This window comes from Clostridiales bacterium, from assembly GCA_015243575.1.
Classification (GTDB): Bacteria; Bacillota; Clostridia; order Peptostreptococcales; family Anaerovoracaceae; genus Anoxybacterium; species Anoxybacterium hadale.
This window is the reverse complement of sequence record CP042469.1, coordinates 526,973-547,992: the sequence shown is the minus strand read 5'-3', so window position 1 is coordinate 547,992 and position 21,020 is coordinate 526,973. Positions and strand designations below refer to the sequence as shown.

19 protein-coding genes are annotated in these 21,020 nt (G+C 45.3%); 8 read left to right on the top strand and 11 right to left on the bottom strand.

Features of this window, described 5'->3' with window-relative positions; all coding sequences use genetic code 11:
- Window positions 1–6: 6 nt before the first annotated feature.
- The gene (locus FRZ06_02220) at window positions 7–1,176 is read left to right on the top strand and encodes an iron-containing alcohol dehydrogenase (protein QOX62254.1); all 1,170 of its coding nucleotides are present in this window, start codon (window positions 7–9) and stop codon (window positions 1,174–1,176) included.
- 13 nt (window positions 1,177–1,189) lie between these two features.
- Window positions 1,190–1,972: a crotonase gene (locus FRZ06_02215; GenBank protein ID QOX62253.1), complete on the top strand. Its 783-nt coding sequence runs from the start codon at window positions 1,190–1,192 to the stop codon at window positions 1,970–1,972.
- 252 nt (window positions 1,973–2,224) lie between these two features.
- On the opposite strand, the gene FRZ06_02210 is transcribed toward FRZ06_02215, so the two are convergent.
- From FRZ06_02210 to FRZ06_02180, 7 genes are all read right to left on the bottom strand, one after another.
- Entirely contained in the window at window positions 2,225–3,766 is a 1,542-nt protein-coding gene (locus tag FRZ06_02210; GenBank protein ID QOX62252.1) for a methylmalonyl-CoA carboxyltransferase, read from the bottom strand.
- A gap of 94 nt (window positions 3,767–3,860) precedes the next feature.
- Window positions 3,861–4,844 carry an electron transfer flavoprotein subunit alpha/FixB family protein gene (locus tag FRZ06_02205; protein QOX62251.1) on the bottom strand — a complete coding sequence of 328 codons (984 nt, stop codon included), beginning with the start codon at window positions 4,842–4,844 and terminating at the stop codon, window positions 3,861–3,863.
- 15 nt (window positions 4,845–4,859) lie between these two features.
- Window positions 4,860–5,705 carry an electron transfer flavoprotein subunit beta/FixA family protein gene (locus FRZ06_02200; GenBank protein ID QOX62250.1) on the bottom strand — a complete coding sequence of 282 codons (846 nt, stop codon included), beginning with the start codon at window positions 5,703–5,705 and terminating at the stop codon, window positions 4,860–4,862.
- A gap of 5 nt (window positions 5,706–5,710) precedes the next feature.
- On the bottom strand, window positions 5,711–7,090 hold the full coding sequence (locus tag FRZ06_02195; GenBank protein ID QOX62249.1) for an ATP-grasp domain-containing protein: 1,380 nt from the start codon (window positions 7,088–7,090) through the stop codon (window positions 5,711–5,713).
- A 64-nt stretch (window positions 7,091–7,154) separates the two neighbouring features.
- Window positions 7,155–7,370: an acetyl-CoA carboxylase biotin carboxyl carrier protein subunit gene (locus FRZ06_02190; GenBank protein QOX62248.1), complete on the bottom strand. Its 216-nt coding sequence runs from the start codon at window positions 7,368–7,370 to the stop codon at window positions 7,155–7,157.
- A gap of 22 nt (window positions 7,371–7,392) precedes the next feature.
- Window positions 7,393–10,020, bottom strand: coding sequence for a bifunctional acetaldehyde-CoA/alcohol dehydrogenase (gene adhE / locus FRZ06_02185; protein ID QOX62247.1), 2,628 nt, complete (start codon window positions 10,018–10,020; stop codon window positions 7,393–7,395).
- Between the two features lie 140 nt (window positions 10,021–10,160).
- Entirely contained in the window at window positions 10,161–11,600 is a 1,440-nt protein-coding gene (locus FRZ06_02180; GenBank protein QOX62246.1) for an aldehyde dehydrogenase family protein, read from the bottom strand.
- A 384-nt stretch (window positions 11,601–11,984) separates the two neighbouring features.
- On the opposite strand from FRZ06_02180, the gene FRZ06_02175 reads away from it, so the two are divergent.
- The 6 genes from FRZ06_02175 to FRZ06_02150 all read left to right on the top strand — a co-directional run bounded on the left by FRZ06_02175 (window position 11,985) and on the right by FRZ06_02150 (window position 16,707).
- Entirely contained in the window at window positions 11,985–12,938 is a 954-nt protein-coding gene (locus tag FRZ06_02175) for a LysR family transcriptional regulator (GenBank protein QOX62245.1), read from the top strand.
- A gap of 129 nt (window positions 12,939–13,067) precedes the next feature.
- The gene (locus FRZ06_02170; GenBank protein ID QOX62244.1) at window positions 13,068–13,604 is read left to right on the top strand and encodes an N-acetylmuramoyl-L-alanine amidase; all 537 of its coding nucleotides are present in this window, start codon (window positions 13,068–13,070) and stop codon (window positions 13,602–13,604) included.
- Window positions 13,605–13,690: 86 nt separating this feature from the next.
- Window positions 13,691–14,296 carry an N-acetylmuramoyl-L-alanine amidase gene (locus FRZ06_02165; protein QOX62243.1) on the top strand — a complete coding sequence of 202 codons (606 nt, stop codon included), beginning with the start codon at window positions 13,691–13,693 and terminating at the stop codon, window positions 14,294–14,296.
- Window positions 14,290–14,883: an N-acetylmuramoyl-L-alanine amidase gene (locus FRZ06_02160; GenBank protein ID QOX62242.1), complete on the top strand. Its 594-nt coding sequence runs from the start codon at window positions 14,290–14,292 to the stop codon at window positions 14,881–14,883. The genes FRZ06_02165 and FRZ06_02160 overlap by 7 nt, the downstream gene beginning before the upstream one ends.
- A 21-nt stretch (window positions 14,884–14,904) precedes the next feature.
- Window positions 14,905–15,453 carry an N-acetylmuramoyl-L-alanine amidase gene (locus FRZ06_02155; GenBank protein ID QOX62241.1) on the top strand — a complete coding sequence of 183 codons (549 nt, stop codon included), beginning with the start codon at window positions 14,905–14,907 and terminating at the stop codon, window positions 15,451–15,453.
- A gap of 114 nt (window positions 15,454–15,567) precedes the next feature.
- A complete protein-coding gene (locus FRZ06_02150) occupies window positions 15,568–16,707 on the top strand; it encodes an SAM-dependent methyltransferase (protein QOX62240.1) in 1,140 nt (379 codons plus the stop codon).
- A gap of 61 nt (window positions 16,708–16,768) precedes the next feature.
- Here FRZ06_02150 and FRZ06_02145 read toward each other — a convergent pair whose 3' ends face one another.
- The 4 genes from FRZ06_02145 to FRZ06_02130 form a co-directional block, all read right to left on the bottom strand.
- The gene (locus FRZ06_02145; protein QOX62239.1) at window positions 16,769–18,679 is read right to left on the bottom strand and encodes a DUF2207 domain-containing protein; all 1,911 of its coding nucleotides are present in this window, start codon (window positions 18,677–18,679) and stop codon (window positions 16,769–16,771) included.
- Window positions 18,679–19,242, bottom strand: coding sequence for a LemA family protein (locus FRZ06_02140; GenBank protein ID QOX62238.1), 564 nt, complete (start codon window positions 19,240–19,242; stop codon window positions 18,679–18,681). The genes FRZ06_02145 and FRZ06_02140 overlap by 1 nt, the downstream gene beginning before the upstream one ends.
- 51 nt (window positions 19,243–19,293) lie before the next feature.
- The gene (locus tag FRZ06_02135) at window positions 19,294–20,130 is read right to left on the bottom strand and encodes a hypothetical protein (GenBank protein QOX62237.1); all 837 of its coding nucleotides are present in this window, start codon (window positions 20,128–20,130) and stop codon (window positions 19,294–19,296) included.
- A 410-nt stretch (window positions 20,131–20,540) separates the two neighbouring features.
- Window positions 20,541–20,876 (bottom strand): hypothetical protein, encoded by a 336-nt coding sequence (locus FRZ06_02130; protein QOX62236.1) that lies wholly within the window; start codon window positions 20,874–20,876, stop codon window positions 20,541–20,543.
- Between the last annotated feature and the right edge of the window lie 144 nt (window positions 20,877–21,020).

Genomic DNA, 21,020 nt, shown 5'->3' with positions numbered 1-21,020 from the left:
ACTAATATGGCAAATCTATTCTTCGTTCCACAGTACATTATCACCGGAGAAAATGCAATCCAGCTCAGCATGCCACATATCAGGGCATTTGGTAAAAGGGCTCTGATCGTAACCGATGATACTATGGTCAAATTTGGAAACGTAAAAAAGCTTACCGATGAATTGGAAAAGTATGATATTTTATACAGAATTTACTCCGGCATCAACAGCGAACCAACTCATACGATGATTGATGAAGGCGTAAGAATCTTTCAGCAGGGTGGATTCGACTTTCTGATCGGTATCGGTGGTGGCAGTCCTCTGGACTCAATGAAAGCCATCGGAGCGGTTGTATCCAACGGAGGCAGCATTACTCAGTACAAGGGAAAGGTCATCGAAAAGGACCTTCCCCCTACCGTGGCAATTCCCACCACCGCAGGAACCGGCTCCGAAGCCACGAAGGTATCCATTATCACAAATACGGATACTGGCGTAAAAATGCTCTTGAGTGATCCCAAGCTCATGGCAAAGATTGCCGTCATCGATCCGGTATTCACGCTTACGGTTCCCCCTGCAATAACTGCAGCTACCGGAGTTGATGCACTGACCCATGCAGTCGAAGCCTACACCTCGCTGAAAGCCTTCCCTATGGCAGATATGTTCGCCTTATCCGCCGTAAAGAAGATCTTCAAGAATATCTATGAGGTCTATACCAACGGCACCAATGTGGAAGCCAGGCGAGAAATGGCCATTGCGGCCATGGAAGGCGGCATCGCTTTCAGCAACGCCTCTGTGACCATCGTCCACGGAATGAGCCGCCCCATCGGAGCGCTCTTCCATGTCCCCCACGGCCTCTCCAACGCCATGCTCCTTGAGGTCTGCCTCAGATTCCTGAAGCCCGGTGCAACAGACAGATTATGCGATCTGGCCAAGGCGATCGGAGTTTACAGCGAAGGAATGAGCGAAGAAGAAGGCGCCGATGCCTTTGTAAACGCCATTATTGAGCTGCTTCATAAGCTTGATATCCAGACATTGCAGGAATTCGGCGTAAAAAAAGAAGAATTTATAAAGCAGATTCCGAAAATGGCTTCGGATGCCCTGGACAGCGGAAGCCCCGGAAACACGAGAAGGACGCCCAGCAATGCTCAAATTCAGGAGCTCTATCAAGAGCTCTGGGACTCAGGCGAAAAGAAATAGGAGGTAAACTAAAATGGCAGATTATAAAAATATTATATACAAAGTGGAAGAAGGCCTTGCCACTGTGACGATTAATAGGCCCGAAGCCCTGAATGCGCTGAATGTAGACGTATTTGACGAACTGCTTGACGCCTTTATAACCATTAAGAACGCAGAGGAAATCAGAGCGGTCATACTGACAGGCACAGGCAGGGCCTTTGTAGCTGGCGCCGATATTGCTTATATGAAGGACAAAACCGCATCTGAGCTGCGAGATTGGGCTCACAAGGCACAGGGTGTCATGGAATACATAGAAAACATCGAAAAACCGGTAATTGCCGCTGTAAATGGCTTTGCACTGGGCGGGGGCAATGAACTGTCCATGGCTGCGGATATCCGTTTTGCGTCGGACAAGGCAAAATTCGGTCAACCAGAGGTCAATTTAGGTATTTTCCCCTTTTTCGGAGGCACCCAGAGGCTTTCACGCCTGGTAGGTGAAGGAACAGCGAAGTATCTGATCTTCAGCGCCGAAATGATCGATGCTCAAGAAGCCTACCGGATTGGTCTCGTTCAAAAGGTATTTCCTGCGGAAGAGCTCCTTGCCGAAAGCGAGAAATTTGCTCGTCTGATTATGAGTAAATCACCCATCGGCGTGAAGATGGCAAAAACTGCCATCACCACCGGGTTGAATCTGGATATCAAGTCAGGGATTGCCCTTGAGGCAGAAGCCGCTGTCAGCACCTTCTGCTCTGCAGACAGAACCGAAGGAATGAGCGCATTCCTGGAGAAAAGAGGCGCTGTCTTCCAGAATAAATAAAAGCAAGCCAGATTGAGCAATTTACCATTGCTCAGATTCATCATTCTAACCTGTCAAAAATCGTGCGGACTGATAACCGCACGGTTTTTGTTTTTTGAAGCCAAGAAGTTTATTACAAAAACCAAAAGCCGTGCAGTTTTACAACCGCACGGCTTTTGGTTTTGTGGGAAAAATCTATCTATGAATCCTCTCCTGTCAGCCTGTCGTCCAGGGTGACTGTAGGGAAGGAATCCTCCGGTTCATACTTCCAATCTACAGTGGTATGTTTCCATGCCGTTTCTCCGGCAGTTCCTGTGTCTTCGTCCGAAGCATTTCGAAAGCCTCCAGGACCTTCTGTCTTGCTGTAGCAGGCTCGATGATATCCTCAACGTATCCACGTTCTGCGGCACAGTAGGGATTATTGAACTTCTCTTCGTATTCTGCAATCTTTTCTTTCCTCTTTTCCTCGGGAGCAGCAGAACTGTTAATTTCCTTTGTGAATACAATATCAGCCGCTCCCTCTGCGCCCATTACAGCGATTTGCGCCGTAGGCCATGCGAAATTGATGTCGCTGCCAAGGCCCCTGCTGCACATGGCAATGTAAGCACCGCCATAAGCTTTTCGGAGAACCATGGTTACTTTTGGCACCGTTGCTTCGCAATAAGCAAAGAGCATTTTCGCTCCGTGGCGGATGATTCCTCCCGTCTCCTGCTCCACGCCGGGCAAAAACCCCGGAACATCCACAAGTGTCAACAGAGGTATCCGAAATGCATCGCAGAACCGTATAAATCGGGCTGCCTTATCCGAAGAATTAATATCAAGACAACCTGCCATGAAGAGCGGTTGGTTGGCAATAACGCCTACCGTCTTTCCATTGATTCGGATAAAACATGTGGCCATATTTTTTGCAAAGAGCGGCATTACATCATAATATTCACCATGATCCGCCAATCCTTTTATAATTTCATAAATGTCATAGGGTTTCTTTGGATCATCCGGAATAAACCCGTTAAACCATTCAACCAGTCTGTCAGGTGCATCTGTGATTTCTAGACACGGTACCGGTTCTCTGTTGCTGGAGGGAAGATAGCCGAGTAGTTCCCGTACCTCCAGTAACGTTTCCTTGTCATTTTTTCCGATGAACTGAGCGACGCCGCTGACGGTATTATGCGTCTTCGCACCCCCCAGTGCTTCAGAGGAGATATCTTCCCCAGTTACAGCCTTGATTACAAGGGGGCCGGTGATGAACATCTGACTGGTCTGATCCACCATGAAGATAAAGTCTGTAATCGCAGGTGAATAGACAGCCCCTCCAGCGCAGGGCCCCATGATAACAGAGATCTGCGGGATGACTCCGGAAGATATGGTGTTCTGGTAAAAGATCTTTGCAAAACCATCCAGGGAATTTACACCCTCCTGAATCCTCGCCCCTCCGGAATCATAGATTCCTACAAGAGGGGCGCCCATCCGTAATGCCATCTGCTGGACTTTCACGATCTTATCTGCGTGGGCTTCCCCCAGCGACCCTCCAAGAACGGTAAAATCCTGAGCGAAAGCATAGACTGGTCTCCCTTCAATACGCCCAAATCCTGTAACGACTCCATCTCCGGGGGCGTGGTTCTCCTCCATGCCAAAATTATGACACCTGTGAGACACAAAAACGTCGAGTTCGCGAAAGCTCCCTTTATCAAATAAAATTTCCATACGTTCTCTCGCCGTCAGCTTGTTCCTTGCGTGCTGCGCATCAATACGCTTCTGACCGCCGCCGAGGGCAATTTCATGTTTTTTCTCGAAAAGACCATCCAGCTTATTCATAGCAATATTCTCCTTCTGTATCATCTGCTCAGGTCTTTGCCTTTGCAGACTGTGTTATATGCTTCAATCAATCTTACCGTACTGAATCCAAACGTTACCCCAGAGCTTCCAGAAGATTTCGGACGATCATATTTCCATCGCCCGTCACTTTAAAATCCGACACAGTAAAGCATTCGGCATTGGGGTCACTGTTGATGCTTACAATCAAGCCGGCATCTTTCATTCCGCAGATATGATGTGTCGCACCGGAAATCCCGACGCCGATATAAACCTTGGGACGAATGGATTTTCCGCTGGTGCCGATCATGCTGCTTTCATCTCTGACCCAGCCTGCGTCAATGGCAGGCCGGGTGCATGCCACGGCTCCGCCCAATTTTTCAGCGAGCTTTTCCAGCGAACTCCAATGCTCCATACTTCCGATCCCATACCCACCGCATACCACGACCTCGGCCTTCTCAACTGGAAGAGAGGACAATTCCTTTCGATTAACACCCTTGACCCTGATCCGATTGGGAACACTGTTCAAAAGACTTCCATCCAGAGTACTAAGGGAGGCATTTTTGTCCTCCTGAGGAGACGCGAGAAACATCCCCGGCTTAATGCTTGCAATCTGGGGTCTGGTATTTGGGGTAAAAATTTCTCCTATTACCTTCCCGCCAAAAGCAGGTACCAGCTGAGCAAGCTTTCCATCCTTTGTCAGCCGAATGTCGGTACAATGGGCAGCAACTCCCGTTTTCAAGCGAATTCCAAGAGCCGGGGCCAGCTCCTCTCCCCCATAAGTCGCTCCCATGAGAAGCAGATCCGGATCGAATGCTTTTACTGCCTGAATCAATGCTGCTGCAAAATACTCCGGGTGAAAAACGGAAAGACGATCATCGTCCAGATGGTAAACCAGGTCCACTCCGCTTTTTCGCGCTTCGGCAACAGCGCTGCCAATCCCCGATCCCAATACGACGATGCCAAACTGCACATCGCTTTCCGGGAAGATCTCCTTCGCCTTGGACAGCAGTTCCAGCGAGACAGGATGAAGCCTTTCCTTTTCCAATTCGCCGTAAACCAATATTCTTTTTATCTTCATTATGTATCCTCCTGCTTATACGGCTACCGCAACGCCGGATTTCTTGATCAAGGTAATAATTTGAGCTGCGATCTCCTCAGGCTCTCCCTTAAGTTCCTGGGACGCTCGCTTTAAATTCGGAACAATAAGTTCTCCAGGCTGTGTCGGCGAGCCGCAAAGACCAATCAGAGATTCATCAACATCCAGATCATCCTTTGCAAAAACCCGGATAGGTTTACTTCTTGCGGAAACCATACCCTTGGCGGTAATCATCCTCGGCTGATTGCTGTTTCTTTCCACAGCAATGACAGCAGGCAGATCAATCTCGTAGTCCACACTGCCCTCCTCAGTCTTCTTGCGAACGTGAAGCTTTGTCTCAAAAGCTTCTGTTACGGTTACATTGGTGATGTGGGGCAGAGACATCCACTCCGCAAGCTGTACCGGCACATGGGAGGTTGCGCCGTCTGCACTCTCATTTCCCGCCAGAATCAGATCAGGCGTCCCGATCTCTTCAATGGCCTTCATCAGGGTATATGAGGTGGAGAAGGTATCGGCACCACCGAAGGCACGGTCGCTGATCACAAATCCCTCATCTGCTCCCATGGCAAGGCACTGTTTAATTTTATCCACGCTGAAAAGCGGCGTCATGCTGATGACCGATACTTTTGCACCATAAAGATCCTTTAGCCGAAGTGCTTCCTCCAATGCATTTTTATCGGAGGGATTGATCACGGTAGGAATTCCTTCCCGTACAAGTCTTTTGGTTTGCGGGTCGATGGTCAGCAGATTGTATTTATCCGGGTCAGGCACCGGCTTGACACAAACGATAATGTTCACTGATATTCTCCTTTCACGCTTAGGAAATACCGATTCAATTCGCATGCAAATCAAGCTGGTAAATCGGTTATTCTTTCGTTTAATTTCCGTTCTGCTAAATAAGATGTATTGAAATCCCCTGTCTGAAAGCCTTCGCTCTCAAGAATAGAGAGACTGGCATCGATGGTGTTTTCCACTCCCTCGATGATGAATGTTTTCAATGCCTGGGTGATGTTGTAGACTGCGGCATCACGGTCCTTGCCCCAAGCGATGACCTTGGCAAGCATGGGATCGTAGTAGGGTGAGACATTGAACCCCTGCTTGATGGCATGATCGACCCTAACACTCCCCCAACTTGTTTCCGGAAAAAGTAACCGGCTTATTGTCCCAGGGCAAGGTAAAAAGGTCTCTGAATCCTCCGCATAAATACGGCATTCAATAGCATGACCGAACAATTTGATATCGCTTTGCTGCAAATCAAGAGGCTCTCCGTTTGCAATCTTGATCTGCTGTTCAATCAAATCAAGCCCTGTCACAAATTCCGTCACAGGGTGTTCTACCTGAAGCCGGGCATTGACCTCCATAAAATAGAACCTTCCGTCCTGACCTCTCAGATATTCGATGGTGCCTGCGCCCACATATCCCATGTCTCTGACCAGCTTTCCCGTCTGTTCATAAAGGCTGTTTCTTTCCGGCTCTGAGACAATACTGGAAGGGGATTCTTCAATGATTTTTTGATAACGCCTCTGGATGGAACACTCCCGTTCACCGAGGCAGATCACGTTGCCAACTTCATCTGCCAGAAACTGGACTTCAATATGCCTAGGAGCAGGAATCACCTTTTCCACATAGACATCCCCACAGGCAAAAGCCTTTTCTCCAATCCTTCTCATCCGATCCAGCACCGCCGTGACACTTCCGGAATCAGAGACATTCTCTAAAATTTCAATTCCTTTTCCCCCGCCGCCTTTATCCAGCTTTAGAAGCACCGGAAGCCCTACCCTCTCCGCTGCCATTATTATTTCTTTTACCGTTGTCACAGGTTTCAGCGTTCCTGGAGTGACGGGGATATCCAGTTCCTGGGCCAGCCATCTGCAAAAACACTTCGATTCAATACTTTGCAGGATGCCTGGACCAGGACCAATCCATTTCACACCAGCTTGGGTGACAGCTTCTGCAAACGCTGCTGATTCCGAGAGAAATCCATAGCCTGGATGAACAGCATCTGCCCGTGAGTCTTTTACCGCCTCCATCAGGGCGTTAATATTCAGATAGCTTTCCGTAGGCCGCTCAGGGCCGATACAGTAGGACAAGGTCGCTTTTCCCAAATAAGGTGCATCCCGATCCGCTTCGGAATATACAGCCACTGTTTCGATTCCCAGCCGTTCACAGGTACGCATAATTCTGTCTACGATTTCACCCCGGTTTGCAATCAGTAATCTTTTTATCATGATGATACCTCTCCAAGCACTCAAACAGCGGATGAATGCCAGGGGCATTCATCCACGCTGAAAATTATTCGATTATGACCAATACTCCACCTTTGGGCACCGTGGTATTCGGCGACGCCGATATGGAGGTTACTGTTCCATCCACATCCGCAAAAATGGGCATTTCCATTTTCATCGATTCCAATGTGGCCACAATGGTTTTTTCGCTTACCTTTTCTCCTGTTGTTACCAGAACTTCAAGCACGGTGGCAGGCATTGGTGATTTTACTTCATATTTCATTGTTTGCTACTCCTTGATGCGGCTATTTGCCATAATAAACCTTCAAATAGATCTGCTTCATCTCTTCCATCAACGGATATCTGGGGTTAGCACCTGTACACTGATCATCAAACGCCTGTTCCGTCATCTGATCCAGTGATGCAAGGAAATCTGATTCCTTTACACCGGCAGCCTGAATGGTCTTTGGAATGTTCAGCACATCCTTCAGCTCTTCAATTTTGGCAATCAGCTTATCAAGCTTTTCCTGATCGTTTTTGCCGGTTATCCCGATAAAGGAAGCGATCTCGCCATAACGCTGAAGGGTTTTCGGATATTGATACTGCGGGAAGGTACCCATTCTCTTGGGGATATCCACCGCATTGAACTTCATAACCTCAGTGATCAGCAGTGCGTTGGCAACACCGTGAGGCAAGTGATGGTGAGCGCCAAGTTTGTGCGCCAGGGAGTGGCAAATGCCCAGGAAGGCGTTGGCAAAGGCCATACCTGCCATGGAGGATGCATGGGCCATTTCTTCTCTGGCCACCGGATTGGCGGCACCTTCTATATAAGAGGCTGGCAGGTAATCAAAGATCTTCTTCACAGCCTGCAGTGCCAGTCCGTCGGTGAAAGGAGTGGCCAGCATGGATGCGTAAGCCTCAAGCGCATGGGTCAGCGCGTCAATACCGGAAGCTGCGGTAAGGCCCTTGGGCATGGTCATCATTAGGTCGGCATCGATGACTGCCATATCAGGCATCAGCTCGTAATCCGCCAGAGGATATTTCTGTCCGGTGTTTTCATCCGTAATAACCGCAAAGGGTGTCACTTCACTGCCGGTACCTGCCGAGGTGGGAATAGCAATGAAGTATGCCTTTTCCCCCATTTTAGGAAAGGTATAAACCCTTTTTCTGATGTCCATAAAACGCATAGCCAGATCCAGGAAGTCAATTTCCGGATGTTCATACAGCGTCCACATGATTTTTCCGGCGTCCATTGCAGAACCGCCTCCGAGGGCGATGATAACATCCGGTTTGAATTCTGCCATGGCCTTGGCTCCTGCTACAGCACAGGAAAGCGTCGGATCAGGAGCAACATCAAAGAACGTTGTATGACGAATTTCCATCTCGTCCAGCAGATCGGTAACAGCCTTGGTATAACCATTGCTGTAAAGGAAGCCATCTGTTACGATAAATGCCTTCTTCTTACCCATCACAGCCTTCAGCTCCTTTAACGCCACCCCAAGACTGCCTTTTTTAAAGTAAACCTTTTCCGGCGCTCTGAACCACAGCATATTTTCCCTTCTTTCCGCAATTGTCTTTTTATTGAGCAGATGCTTTACACCAACGTTCTCTGATACAGAGTTTCCGCCCCAGGTTCCGCATCCCAATGTCAATGAAGGCGGCAGCTTGAAGTTATATAGATCTCCGATGGCGCCCTGTGAGGACGGCGTATTGATCAGCTGTCTCGCCGTGTTGATGGTATCGCTGAACTTCGTAATCTTGTCCCTTTGGTTTGTTGCGTCCACATAAAGAACTGCCGTATGTCCGATACCTCCGTCATGAGCAAGTTTCTTTGCTTTTGCAAGGGCATCGTCAAAGCTGGTGGATTTATACATGGTGAGTATAGTCGATAACTTTTCATGAGCGAAGGGCTCGTCAAGCTCTGTGGATGTGACCTCACCAATCATAATTTTTGCGTTCTCAGGGACTTTAATATCTACTAATTCTCCAATCTTCTGCGGGCTCTGGCCTACGATCTGAACGTTTACCGTACCGTTTCTGAGAATGATCGGACGAACCCGTTCAATTTCCTCTGGAGAAAGGAAATAGGCTCCTCTGAACTTGAATTCTTCTTTAACTTCGTTGTAGATCTTATCAGACACGATAACTGCCTGCTCAGACGCACAGATGGTTCCGTTGTCAAAGCTCTTGGATTGGATTACGGAACTCACTGCCATCTTAATATTGCAGCTTTCATCAAAGATAACAGGGCAGTTTCCATTTCCTACTCCTACCGCCGGTTTTCCGGAGCTGTAAGCGGAACGAACCATTGCGGGACCGCCGGTTGCAAGAATCAGATCAACAGACTTCATGATGGTATTTGTGAACTCGATGGATGGTTCATCAACCCATGCAATGATCCCTTCCGGAGCGCCTGCTTTCACAGCTGCTTCCAGTACGATTCGGGCTGCTTCCACAGTGCATTTCTTTGCCCTTGGATGGGGTGAAATAATTAGTGCATTTCGAGTCTTCAAAGCAATGAGTGATTTAAAAATCGCAGTGGAGGTAGGGTTGGTTGTGGGGATAACCGCACCGATTACACCAACCGGTACCAGAACAGTGGAAATTCCGAATCCGGGATCATAATCCACCACACCGCAGGTTTTTGTGTCTTTAAATGAGTTATAGACGTACTCTGCTGCATAATGATTCTTGATGATTTTATCTTCCACTAAGCCCATTCCCGATTCTTCAACTGCCATCTTTGCAAGGGGGATACGGGCCTGGTTTGCAGCCATGGCTGCGGCGAAAAAGATTTTGTCCACCTGTTCCTGAGTATAATGTGAATAAATTTCCTGCGCCTTCCTCAGCTGTTCAAGCTTGGCTTCCAGCACCGCTTCAGGTGTGCTGGCATCAGCTTTTTTCACATCTTTCTGTTCATCTTCCTTTTTCATAATATTCTCCTTCATTATTTTTATTATGGTTAGACGTATGTTGGATCTGAATTGGGAAGGGAGCCATCACAGGAGACTCCTGTGATACAAAGCTGGGCAAGTTGGGCATAGCATGCCTGAAAAAAGCAGTATTATGGGGCTTATTTCAGGGCATCGACGATTTCTTTACTGAACAATTCTTCATCTTTGGGCTGCCATGATGGAATGGGGCGTGCCACGTATGTAAAGTTGAGCAAATCCTTCCATGTTGCGTTATGGGAAATGCTGTTGTGTCCCCAGGTTCCGCAGCCAAGGGTCATTGACATCGGAAAACCGCAAGTCCACGAACCGGAATTTGAAAGACTTTGGGGCAAATTGACACAAACTTTGCACACCGGAATTCTCTCCCCCAAAGCGGTGACGCGCTCATCAATATTGGTATGGATTCCAATACTATGACCTTTACCTTGATACTCAAGAATCTGTTCGACCTGGGTAACGGCATCATCAAAATCTTTACATTTTCTCAATTCAGCTACGGGTGAAAGCTTTTCGCCGGTAAGCGGGAAATTGTTTCCGTATCCAGCGTTTTCTTCAACCATGATAATCTTTGTTCCTGCGGGAACAGGAATCTGTGCGATCTCCGCAATTCGTTCTGCGGACTGGGCAACAATCTGACGGTTCAAGTCATGATTTTTCGGTGTTTCAGGCCAGAGTGTCTTTACAAGCTGCTGCTTTTCTGCCGTACCCTCTTTAATCACATAACCGCCTTTTTGTGCCATCGCTTTTACAAAGTCATTATAGGCGTCTTCAAATACAATGATATTGTTTTCCGTAGAACAGGAAGTAGCGTTGTCAAATGACTTTGACCGGACAATCATATCAGCCACCGCATCCATATCCGTGGTACCGTCTACGATAGAAACAACATTCCCGGTGCCTACTCCAATGGCGGGATTTCCCGAGGAGTACGCCTGTCTTACCATAGGAGTTCCTCCGGTGGCAAGAATAAAGTCCACCTGAGCCATGATCTGCTGAGAGCACTCAACCGATACGTAATCGGGGTCCACTGCCTGAACCAGGTCTTCCGGAGCATCAAAGGCTTTCAGAACGCCTCTGATCATCTGAGCAATCTCCCAATTGACGTTCTTCGCCTTTGGATGAGGTGCCAGTATAACGGCGTTTCTTGTCTTCAGCGCCATCAATGACTTTACAACAGGTGTTGCCTCACCGTTGGTAATGGGGATGATCGCACCAATTACTCCGATGGGTTTTGCATATTTTTCGATTCCGGTTGCTTCGTCCTTCTCAATCAGTCCAACTGAGATTTGTCCCTTCATCTGTGCATAAGAACCCTTTACTTTACTAAACATTTTGGCTTGCTTGTCTTTCGCAATTCCCATGCCTGATTCCTCGACAAGTTTTTCACCAAACTTTAAGGCAACCTCAGGTACGGTAAGCGCATAGGCTACAGCTTCCGTGAGCCGATCAACTTTCTCTTGGTCAAAGCCTTCCGCGATTTTTTGTGCAGCTCTTCCCTTGCTGACCAAATGCGCCACATACTCGTCATACGCTACATATTCATTGCAATTTGTCATCATGGTCTATATTCCTTTCTTGAATTGTTTGTTCCGGATGTGAATCTCCTCATGCATTTTTACACTTTTTTTCTCCGGCGGTTTAACCTTATCATGGCAGTAATTCACTGTAAAATTAAAAAAATTGATTGCCCAATAGGAAATTTTTAGGTAAAAAGATTGTTAATTATTAAACATTTTCTTGCACTTTGACGCATCTTATGATAGTTTTTTGGTATTATGGGATAGAATATAGGGTCGAAAGAGTTGGGAAAACTGTCAGAGGAGGAATTTTGATTCAATAGAAGACATGCACCGTTCTACGGTGCGGCTGAAAGGAATCAGCACTTCTTTAAATGCTGGGTACCAGAAAGAGTTATCTCAATATGAGATCTGGAGGTATTCATCATGAACATCAACCATTTGCGATACTTTGAAAAGACTTGTCAGCATATGAGCATCACAAAAGCATCTGAAGAAATCTTTGTGGCGCAGCCTACAATAACAGCAGCAATTAAGGAACTTGAAAAAGAATTTGGATTTCAACTTTTTGAGAAAGTCAACAATCAGCTGGTTCTTACAACAGATGGTCGCGTTTTTTTCCTTAAGGTACGGGAATTTCTCTCGTCCGTCGATAACTTTGAAAAGATGGCGCTGGATCTGAAAAAGAAGCCTAACGTTACGCTTCGTCTTGGCGTACCGCCAATCTTAGGAACCTTCTTATTGGGTGATATCATTCCGGGTTTCGAATTGCAGCATCCAGGAATTCACTTAGAACTTCTTGAGATACCTACACTCGATGGGCTGAAGATGGTAGATGAAGCGAAACTGGATCTTCTGATTGGGGTGCAAAGTCACCACTCTCTGTCTCTCTGCGATTCAAAATCTATTTTTATCACTGAGCTAACTGCTGCCTTCAGTCCTGAAAGTCCCTTATCAAAAGAAACTGTGATCGAAAAGTCCATGCTCGAGCACACTCCTTTTGTAATTCTTCCAAAAGGTTCTTTTCATTATTATGCCATAAAAAGCAGCTTTGAGGATTTACCACTGAGTATCATAATGCAATCGAATCAGGTCTCAACCATCCGTTACATGATCAAAAGTAAAAATGCTGCAACCATCATCTTTCAGGAGGTCTTTGAAAATGACAGCGATATTTGTTGTCGTCCGTTGGCCGAACCAATCGCAGCAGAGATTTGTGTCTTCTGGCGTAAGCATGCGTATCTCTCCAATGCCATGAAAGTCTTTATCCGTTATATTCAAAATTGTAATTTCACCTATCACAGGAAACCTCTTCTTGCTTCTAATCAAATACAGGATCCTTCGTTCCGAGCCATGCTCCGCAAATCCGTTTCCTTTTAACTTCCTCCGATTCACCAGACATACCACACCATCATAAACTGTAGCATCGGCTGACAATGTATCCAGCAAATTCGCTGCCCAAAACTCGTTTCACCTGTCAGTCGATGCTAAAGGAGGAGGTAGTTTTGCGTGCCTAAAATTTACTTAAGTCCTACAGTTCAGGACAATCATTCATATATTATTGACGGAGACGAAGAGTACTACATGAATCTGATCGTAGATGCAATGGTTCCTTATCTTCGGGAAAATGGCATCGAGTTTCAACGGTGCAATCCGGGAAATACATTGGCTCAAATCATTCAACAGTCCAATAGCGGAAATTTTGATCTGCATATTGCACTTCGGTCAAATTCCGCTCCCGAAGACCTGCAGGGGGTACTGCGCGGTCCGGACGTTTATTATCAGGCCACAAGTACCTCCGGGCGCAAAGCTGCTGGCATCATCGGTGAAAATCTTAGAGAAATTTACCCTGTACGCAAACTTATCGCAACGATACCGACTACAATTTATACAGAGTTGAAACGGACGTCATCCCCCGCTGTATTAATAAAGCTTGCATATCATGACAATTTTGAGGATGCCCAATGGATCAGAAATAACATCAATCCTATCGCCGAAAATATTGTGAAATCACTGACAGAACTATTCGATTCAGACTCCGAATAAATTCAAACTTTATGAATAAATTTATTATAGAAACGGACAGCAACATTCCGCTGCTGCCTCACTCAATGAAACGGAGGTAAAAACACTTGGCAAGTGTATATTTAAGCCCTTCTGTCGATGACCAGCAAGTGGTGGTCACCGGAGGAAATGAGGAAGAGTACATGAACATGGTTGCGGATGCCATGGTTCCCTATCTGAGAGCCAGCGGAATCGAATTTGACAGAAACGATCCCAACATGACGGTTGCTCAGATTATTGAGCAATCCAATTCAAAATACCATGATCTGCATCTGGTACTTAATATGGAGTCTGGAGTGGGAAATCTGGCAGGTTTAATGAGGGGCATCAATGTGATTCATTATACCGGCAGCCCCGGCGGGTCCATTGCAGCAAAGGTTTTTTATGATAATCTCAGGTCTATATATCCTAACCCGAATCTGGTGACGCTCTCGTCCGACAGACTGAATCCCCAGCTGAGGGATACCGATGCCGCAGCCATAATGACTGATCTTGGATACCGGGATAATTATGCGGATGTAACTTGGCTGCATGACAATTTGGATGAGATTGCAAAAACGCTTGTAATGTCAATTGCAGAATATCTCGAGGTGCCTTTTGTGGATGTGCAGGCTCCGCCAGCTGGCAGCCAGTCCATCTCTTTTTCCAGTCCACTACAGGCAAAGCTATGGTAAAAGTATTTCTTAATCCATCCAATCAGGATTATAACGATTACGTAGGCGGTGGTAACGAAGAGGAGTATATGAATCTCATTGTCGACGCCATGATTCCTTATCTTCGCGCCAGCGGAATTCAGTTTGAAAGAAGCAGTCCCTGGGAATCTCTGACAGAGGTGATTGAGCGCACGAACGAGGAACCTTTCGACTATGTTCTCTCACTTCAATCAGCTTCCGCTCCGCCGGATCTTGCAGAAATGCTCAGGGGACCTGAGGTCTATTTCTATGCCTTTAGCCATAGAGGAAGAGCTGCAGCTCAGCTGGTAGAAAGCAATCTGAAAGCAATCTATCCTCAGCCCAACCTTGTGAGCAGCATCCCCAATAAAACCTCCCGAATCCTGCGGGATGCCCCAAGACCTTCTGTACTTGTGAATGTGGGATATCATGACAACGCAACAGATGCACAGTGGATCAGAGAAAATATTGATACGATCGCACGCCAGTTGGTATTATCCATATCTGAATATTTAGGCACCCCTTTTGTTGATATTGGGGAAACAGACCTTTTCGGACGCCGCAGTCTGAATAAAATGGGAGTGTTATAGACTCCAAGACACCAGGAGGTAATGTCTATGCCCACGGTTTATCTGAATCCCTCAAACCAAAAAAATGAATTTGTAACTGGTGGTTATGAGGAATACTACATGAATTTAATCGCAGATGCGATGGTTCCATATCTTGAAGGGAGCGGAATCGAGGTGGTGCGCAGCAGACCCGGAGAAGACCTTTCTGTCAGTATCGAAGAGTCCAATGCAGGCAACTACGATCTTCATCTGGGACTCCAGACAACCACGTCACCTGAATACCTGACCGGTACCCTTCAAGGGCCCAGCTTTGTTTATTATGCTGATAATCCCAAAGGGCAGGAAGCCGCTAATATTATTGCAGAAAATCTCAGAGCAATCTATCCGCGTCCAAATCTCGTGACAACCATGCCGAGCCGGAGCATGCAGGAGCTTCGTGACACCAATGCTACTGCTGTTATTGCAGAGATTGGATACCATGACAATACCCTGGACGCCATGTGGATTCAGGATAATATCAAATCCATCGGAAGAATTCTTGCTCTCGGTGTTTCACAGTATTTCGGTCTTCCTTTTTTAAAACGAGCATAGCAACAAGAAGAACCCCAGTGAAAACGATAAAATCGCTGCAGTTAAAACAGGATATAGAAATACGTTATCGAAAAAAAACTGTTTATTTCATTCTAAAACTGTTACAATGAAACTATGGACAAGATAAATACATTATTTACGGAAACAATCGAAAATGGCAGTCTGATTAAAATCGTCTTCAGCGGACTGCGAAAAAAAACAATACCCTATCATCGGGTAACGGTTCGCCCTGTGCTGATTCAGGCAGAAGTCTTTTATCAGGTGGAATTTCAGTACAGCAACAAGGTGACTCACGAAAATCTGAATGAGGAACAGTTGCTCCCCTTCTGTAATCATCTGATTGCAGGGGAGTTTAAGCAAATCAATCTATTCTGTACCGATGGTGATTATCAGATCCTTGCAGCTAAGCCTGATAAACCGCGTATCTTAAAAAAACCGCCGTCCAAGGAGCTTTCCTCTTTGGAGCATAATAAGAAAAAGCAATACATTCTCCCGGATCATACGCCCTGTGATTTTTTGATCCGCCTTGGAGTCATGGATCAATCGGGAAATGTGATTCAGAAACATTACGCAAAGTTCCGTCAAATCAACCGGTTCCTTGAGATCGTTTCCGATGCTTTGGACAGCCTGCCGAAACAGCAAAAGCCGCTTCGGATTATCGATTTCGGCTGCGGCAAGGCCTATCTGACCTTTGCCCTTTATCATTATCTAAAAAAGCAACTTGGCAGAAATGTTGAAATAATCGGTCTGGATTTGAAAAAAGATGTAATCGATTTTTGCAGCCGCATTGCTCAGGATTTAAATTATGAAGGCCTGCAATTTCAGTTGGGTGACATCGCGGATTACACCGATGAAGAAAAGGCGGACATGGTGGTCACGCTTCATGCCTGCGATACCGCAACCGACTACGCACTGATCAAAGCGGTGGGTTGGGATGCATCGGTAATCCTTTCCGTTCCCTGTTGTCAGCATGAGCTTTTTGATCAGATGAGCAGTGAGCTTCACGCTCCGATGATGAAACACGGTATCCTGAAAGAACGATTTTGTGCAATTCTGACCGACGGTCTTCGCAGTCTGAAGCTTGAGCAGCGGGGCTATCAGGTCACATTGATTGAATTTACCAGTTTGGAACACACCTCCAAGAATATCATGATCCGCGCGATCAAAACCGGCAAACCCAAACCGGAGGCTGAAGAAGAATACCTCCGCCTAAAAGAGTATTGGAGTGTAAATCCTACCATTGATCAATTATAACTTGGAAAACCAAAACGGCGCAAAGCGCCGTTTTTGTGTTTCATTATTTAAAATCGATCTCTTACCAAGAACCGCCGCCGCCGCCGCCCATTCCGCCTCCGGAAAAGCCGCCTCCACCGGAAAAGCCTCCTCCTCCTGAGCTGCTGCCTCCCGTCGGAGCGGGAGGAATCGAAATGTTTTGCTGCATGGCACGGGTATAGTGGTTGAAAGAATTCATAAAAATCCAGGTATTGAACATCGGACTGCCATAGCCTGCGGAATACCATTCCGGAGGTGCAACCGCCAGTGATTCAAACTTTTTCGCCCATTTGTCCGTAAGACCAAAGACATAGGCATAGGGCAGGACATGATAAAAATAATCCGGCCGCTCATCTACCAATCTCTTGATGCGATCCAATTCAGCTGTTCTGATGAATTCTCTGAATCCCAAAATTCTACCCAAAAGCATGCTGCTCTTCTTGGTCCGCTGCTTCATTCTCATGGTAAAGGACAGTGAAATCAAGGATGCCAGAATAACCGACAGTCCCGGAAACAGATTCGTTAAGGTGATGAAACTGAACGCCAAGGTCACAATTCCAAAAATCACAAGACAAAGCCCTCCGGCAAAATTCATTCCGGTCAGCTTGCTCTTGGAATAGCTGTCCTTTCTGTCATAGGCTGTTATAAACAGACTGAACCCCACCACTGCAAAAAGGATCGCAGGTACTGAGGCAATCACCCAGTAGTCTTCTGCGCGACTTAGAAAGGTTCCAAAGACGATCAAGGAAAGCAGCGGCACCACCATCAGCAGGATTCCTGCAGCTCTTGCTCCAATCGAACTTTGTGTAAAGATTCGGTTTTCCTTTTTCATTGTAAAGTGTGCCTTCAGCTGCCCCTTTGTCGCTTCAAAGGTTCCGTAGAAATCCTCTTTCAAATCTTCTGGAGAAACCTGATCCCGCCCGTCAAACAATCCTCGAAACATAGTATGCTCGTAAGTTCTCGCGTCTTCCGGAAGCTCTTTCAGTTTCATCAGCGTGAAGCTCTTGTCTTTCTTTTCTTCGATCCTTAAAAATCCGCTGTTGGCCCAGTAAATGATCAGTGATACTACGTCTTTGGTATCCACTACTCCATCGATAATATATCCTGTTTCAGCAGGAGTAATCCCTTCCGGAGCATAAAATTCCACCGTTCGGATGATCTGTGGATCTCTCCCAAACAGGAACCAGAGCAAGAAGCTGAGCAGCGGCGAAATGATGATCAGCGCCATCATCACCCATTTCATCCATTCCATGGAGAGCTCCCCGACAAAGTAACCTTCGGGGAGAAGCATGTTCAGCGTTACCCCCTCTCCCGTCTCAAGAATCCGGGTGGTATCAGCCGTAATCTCAGTTCCCTGAACAGACCATCTTACTGCTTCCATATCCGTCCAGCCGTAAGCACCCGCTATAAACTCTGCTTTTTTCGAATCAAAGGGCTTTGGCATGGAAATGGTTATATTGGAAGCTTCTATGGGTGTCGTCCATCCCTGCGGAAGCACATTCCAGTAAAAGCTGTCAAACGCAGTATTTTCGTCATCATAAAGCGTACAGCGATAGGAAATTTTATATTCCTGATCCCCACTTACATAAACATCACCACTGCCGATTTGAATCACAAGATTCCCATTTTCCCGAGAGGTTTGGAAGGAATATCCATCCACCTTCACATCGGAAATTCTAAGCCGATATTTCTCCTGCACCTCGGTACCGTTTATCTCTCTTGTGGTAATTCCCTGATATGGTATATATCGATAGATACCATGCCTAGCTTCATTGAAATGAACCTTGATGGTTTCGGTCACCGTAAAGGAATTGTTTTCTGCCAGTACCAGATTGACATCAAAGCGGTTGGTGTCAAAGGCTTCCGCTTGAGCAAATACAGTGCTTCCAAAAAACAGTACTGCCATCAACAGAAGTCCCATAATTAATCTACTTCGTTTCAATGAAGTGCTCATCAGAATTGAACCTTTACGTTTTCCCGCTGTGTCTGATCCGCCACTTCAAACATGGTTTTTCTTCTAAATTGGAAGATTCCTGCTATGATATTGCTGGGAAAGGATTCCACTTTCGTATTGAATTCTTTCACCACAGCATTGTAGTATTTTCTGGCATTGGCGATTTCATCCTCAATCCGTTGGAGCTGAGATTGCAGATCCATAAAATTCGTATTCGCCTTCAAATCCGGATAAGCTTCCGCAATGGCAAAGAGGCTTTTCAAGGTACTCTGCAGCATATTCTCTCCCTGAATTTTCCCCTCGATGGTTCTTGCGTCTGCCGCCATGTTTCTGGCCTGCACCACCTTTTCCAGTGTGCTAGCCTCATGCTTTGCATATCCTTTCACTGTTTCAACCAGATTTGGTATGAGATCATACCGTTTCTTTAAATAAACATCCATGGTGGAAAATGCCTCCTCCACCATATTGCGCAGACGGACAAAGCCATTGTACGCAGAAATTGCCCAAATTGCTGCCAGTGCGATAACCGCAATCACAATCAGTAATACTATTCCAGTTCCCATATTTATCCCCTCCTAATTTTGATCTTTATATTATATCCCAAAAACTTGCTCTCAGCCAGCTCCTAATTGATTATCTTCCTCTGGCTTTGTATAAATATCACTAATGCCAGCTCTTTTATTAGATAAATAATGCTCAATAGATTTAGAGGTTATTAAGACAACAGCAAATCCAACATATAATAATGACATAATTATCAATAGGATAGCAAATGTGCTTGCACCGAGTAACGCTATGCTGCGAATGACTCCAAATACGCCACCAACTAAAAAAAGTATTATTGTTAACGTCTTGGCCCATTCCCGACCTTTGTAAAGGAATACAAAGATAACACATTCGAGAGATAATCTAATTGTTCCACTTGTTAATTGGCTAATCAGTCTCACTGTGTCGTTATTAGAAGCATATATGAACGAACACTCCACCGTTGTTATAATAGAAGTAAAAATAAATATTGAGATCAAGCTAATGATTATTTTCTTTCCTTTTTTTAAAGGATCCATATTGCTTAACCTTTCACGTTGATATGAGAAAAAAGTATTAACAGATTTTGATTTTATTAATATAATACCGCTAATGATAAATACTAAGCCAAACGCCAAAGTCATAAGGAAATCCAACGGTGATCCTATTAGAGTAATCCCTGTGAGAACGGATAATACTCCGCCAATTAGAAGAAGTATTGCAGTTAACACTTTAGCCCATCTGTGACCTATGTAAAGGAAATAAAGTAATAAGCATTCTAAGATCAGTCTTATCATAATCGTAAGAACATTTTCGTTGCCGCCAGAGTACATAAGAAAAACGCTAAGAGAGCTAATAATATCAAGTAAGATTACTACAGCAATAATAGTAATTGTAATACTTTTCCCATTTTTGACTAAATCCATAAACAAAATCCTCCTATAAAATCATTTTAACATCAACCGTTCCTATAAATATGCAACGTTCAAATATTTTCATTAATACGAAACTGAAATCTATCGTTCAATTATTAATCCGTTATTGACTACTTTCCAGGTTCCTCCAGACCCATGATATGTTTCAACGTACAAAGAAAATCTTTGTTTACATTTACTACATTCAAACAAATGATATGGAACGTCATCCGCGAAGATGCCTTCTCTATTAATTTTGTTAAAGTCGCAATTTCCTTCCACCATTACCAATATGCCTTCAGACATAAACCGATTTATTTGTTCAACAATATCAAAGTATTGATACGGATGTTCTATATTAACACTCACTAATAAACTATCACATACAAAGCACATATTTACCTTAGTTTTAACTAATATAGCTAGTTTTTTACTCCACTAATTATTTTTCTTATGCCGTTTATAATCATCACCGAGCTGAATGCTCCGAAACCAAGCATCTGAATAAACCGAAGGACATATTCTATCGGCAAAAGATTCTCATCGTTTTTGAACTCATTAATAATTATAAAAACAAAAGGGATCATCGTCATGAGGCCAATCCCTATTAAAAAGAATCCAACTATCTTAGTTCTTCCTGAATTCAATAAATTCCCTGGCACTTTACCCCCCAAATAATGACCTGGGTTGTACTGATTATCTTGCCATTCTTCGAAATCTTCAATATGTTGGTCATTATTCTTCTTTTCTGTTTTCATCTAGTACCCCTCATATCTCGAATCAATTTTAAAACTAAATGAAGCTTAGGCTGGCAGGTCCTAGTTACCTGAGATTGCTATAATGCGAAGTTCCCCGCTTTGGAAGATTCTTTATTATCAGTACGTGTTCGTTCATTATAGCCA

Coding starts and splice junctions, on each gene's coding strand:
- FRZ06_02130 (QOX62236.1), bottom strand. CDS start 20,876: ATGAAAACAGAAAAGAAGAATAATGACCAACATATTGAAGATTTCGAA.
- FRZ06_02195 (QOX62249.1), bottom strand. CDS start 7,090: ATGATAAAAAGATTACTGATTGCAAACCGGGGTGAAATCGTAGACAGA.
- FRZ06_02150 (QOX62240.1), top strand. CDS start 15,568: ATGGACAAGATAAATACATTATTTACGGAAACAATCGAAAATGGCAGT.
- adhE (QOX62247.1), bottom strand. CDS start 10,020: ATGAAAAAGGAAGATGAACAGAAAGATGTGAAAAAAGCTGATGCCAGC.
- FRZ06_02190 (QOX62248.1), bottom strand. CDS start 7,370: ATGAAATATGAAGTAAAATCACCAATGCCTGCCACCGTGCTTGAAGTT.
- FRZ06_02175 (QOX62245.1), top strand. CDS start 11,985: ATGAACATCAACCATTTGCGATACTTTGAAAAGACTTGTCAGCATATG.
- FRZ06_02205 (QOX62251.1), bottom strand. CDS start 4,844: ATGAAGATAAAAAGAATATTGGTTTACGGCGAATTGGAAAAGGAAAGG.
- FRZ06_02210 (QOX62252.1), bottom strand. CDS start 3,766: ATGAATAAGCTGGATGGTCTTTTCGAGAAAAAACATGAAATTGCCCTC.
- FRZ06_02215 (QOX62253.1), top strand. CDS start 1,190: ATGGCAGATTATAAAAATATTATATACAAAGTGGAAGAAGGCCTTGCC.
- FRZ06_02160 (QOX62242.1), top strand. CDS start 14,290: ATGGTAAAAGTATTTCTTAATCCATCCAATCAGGATTATAACGATTAC.
- FRZ06_02180 (QOX62246.1), bottom strand. CDS start 11,600: ATGATGACAAATTGCAATGAATATGTAGCGTATGACGAGTATGTGGCG.
- FRZ06_02155 (QOX62241.1), top strand. CDS start 14,905: ATGTCTATGCCCACGGTTTATCTGAATCCCTCAAACCAAAAAAATGAA.
- FRZ06_02135 (QOX62237.1), bottom strand. CDS start 20,130: ATGGATTTAGTCAAAAATGGGAAAAGTATTACAATTACTATTATTGCT.
- FRZ06_02140 (QOX62238.1), bottom strand. CDS start 19,242: ATGGGAACTGGAATAGTATTACTGATTGTGATTGCGGTTATCGCACTG.
- FRZ06_02220 (QOX62254.1), top strand. CDS start 7: ATGGCAAATCTATTCTTCGTTCCACAGTACATTATCACCGGAGAAAAT.
- FRZ06_02145 (QOX62239.1), bottom strand. CDS start 18,679: ATGAGCACTTCATTGAAACGAAGTAGATTAATTATGGGACTTCTGTTG.
- FRZ06_02200 (QOX62250.1), bottom strand. CDS start 5,705: ATGCGAATTGAATCGGTATTTCCTAAGCGTGAAAGGAGAATATCAGTG.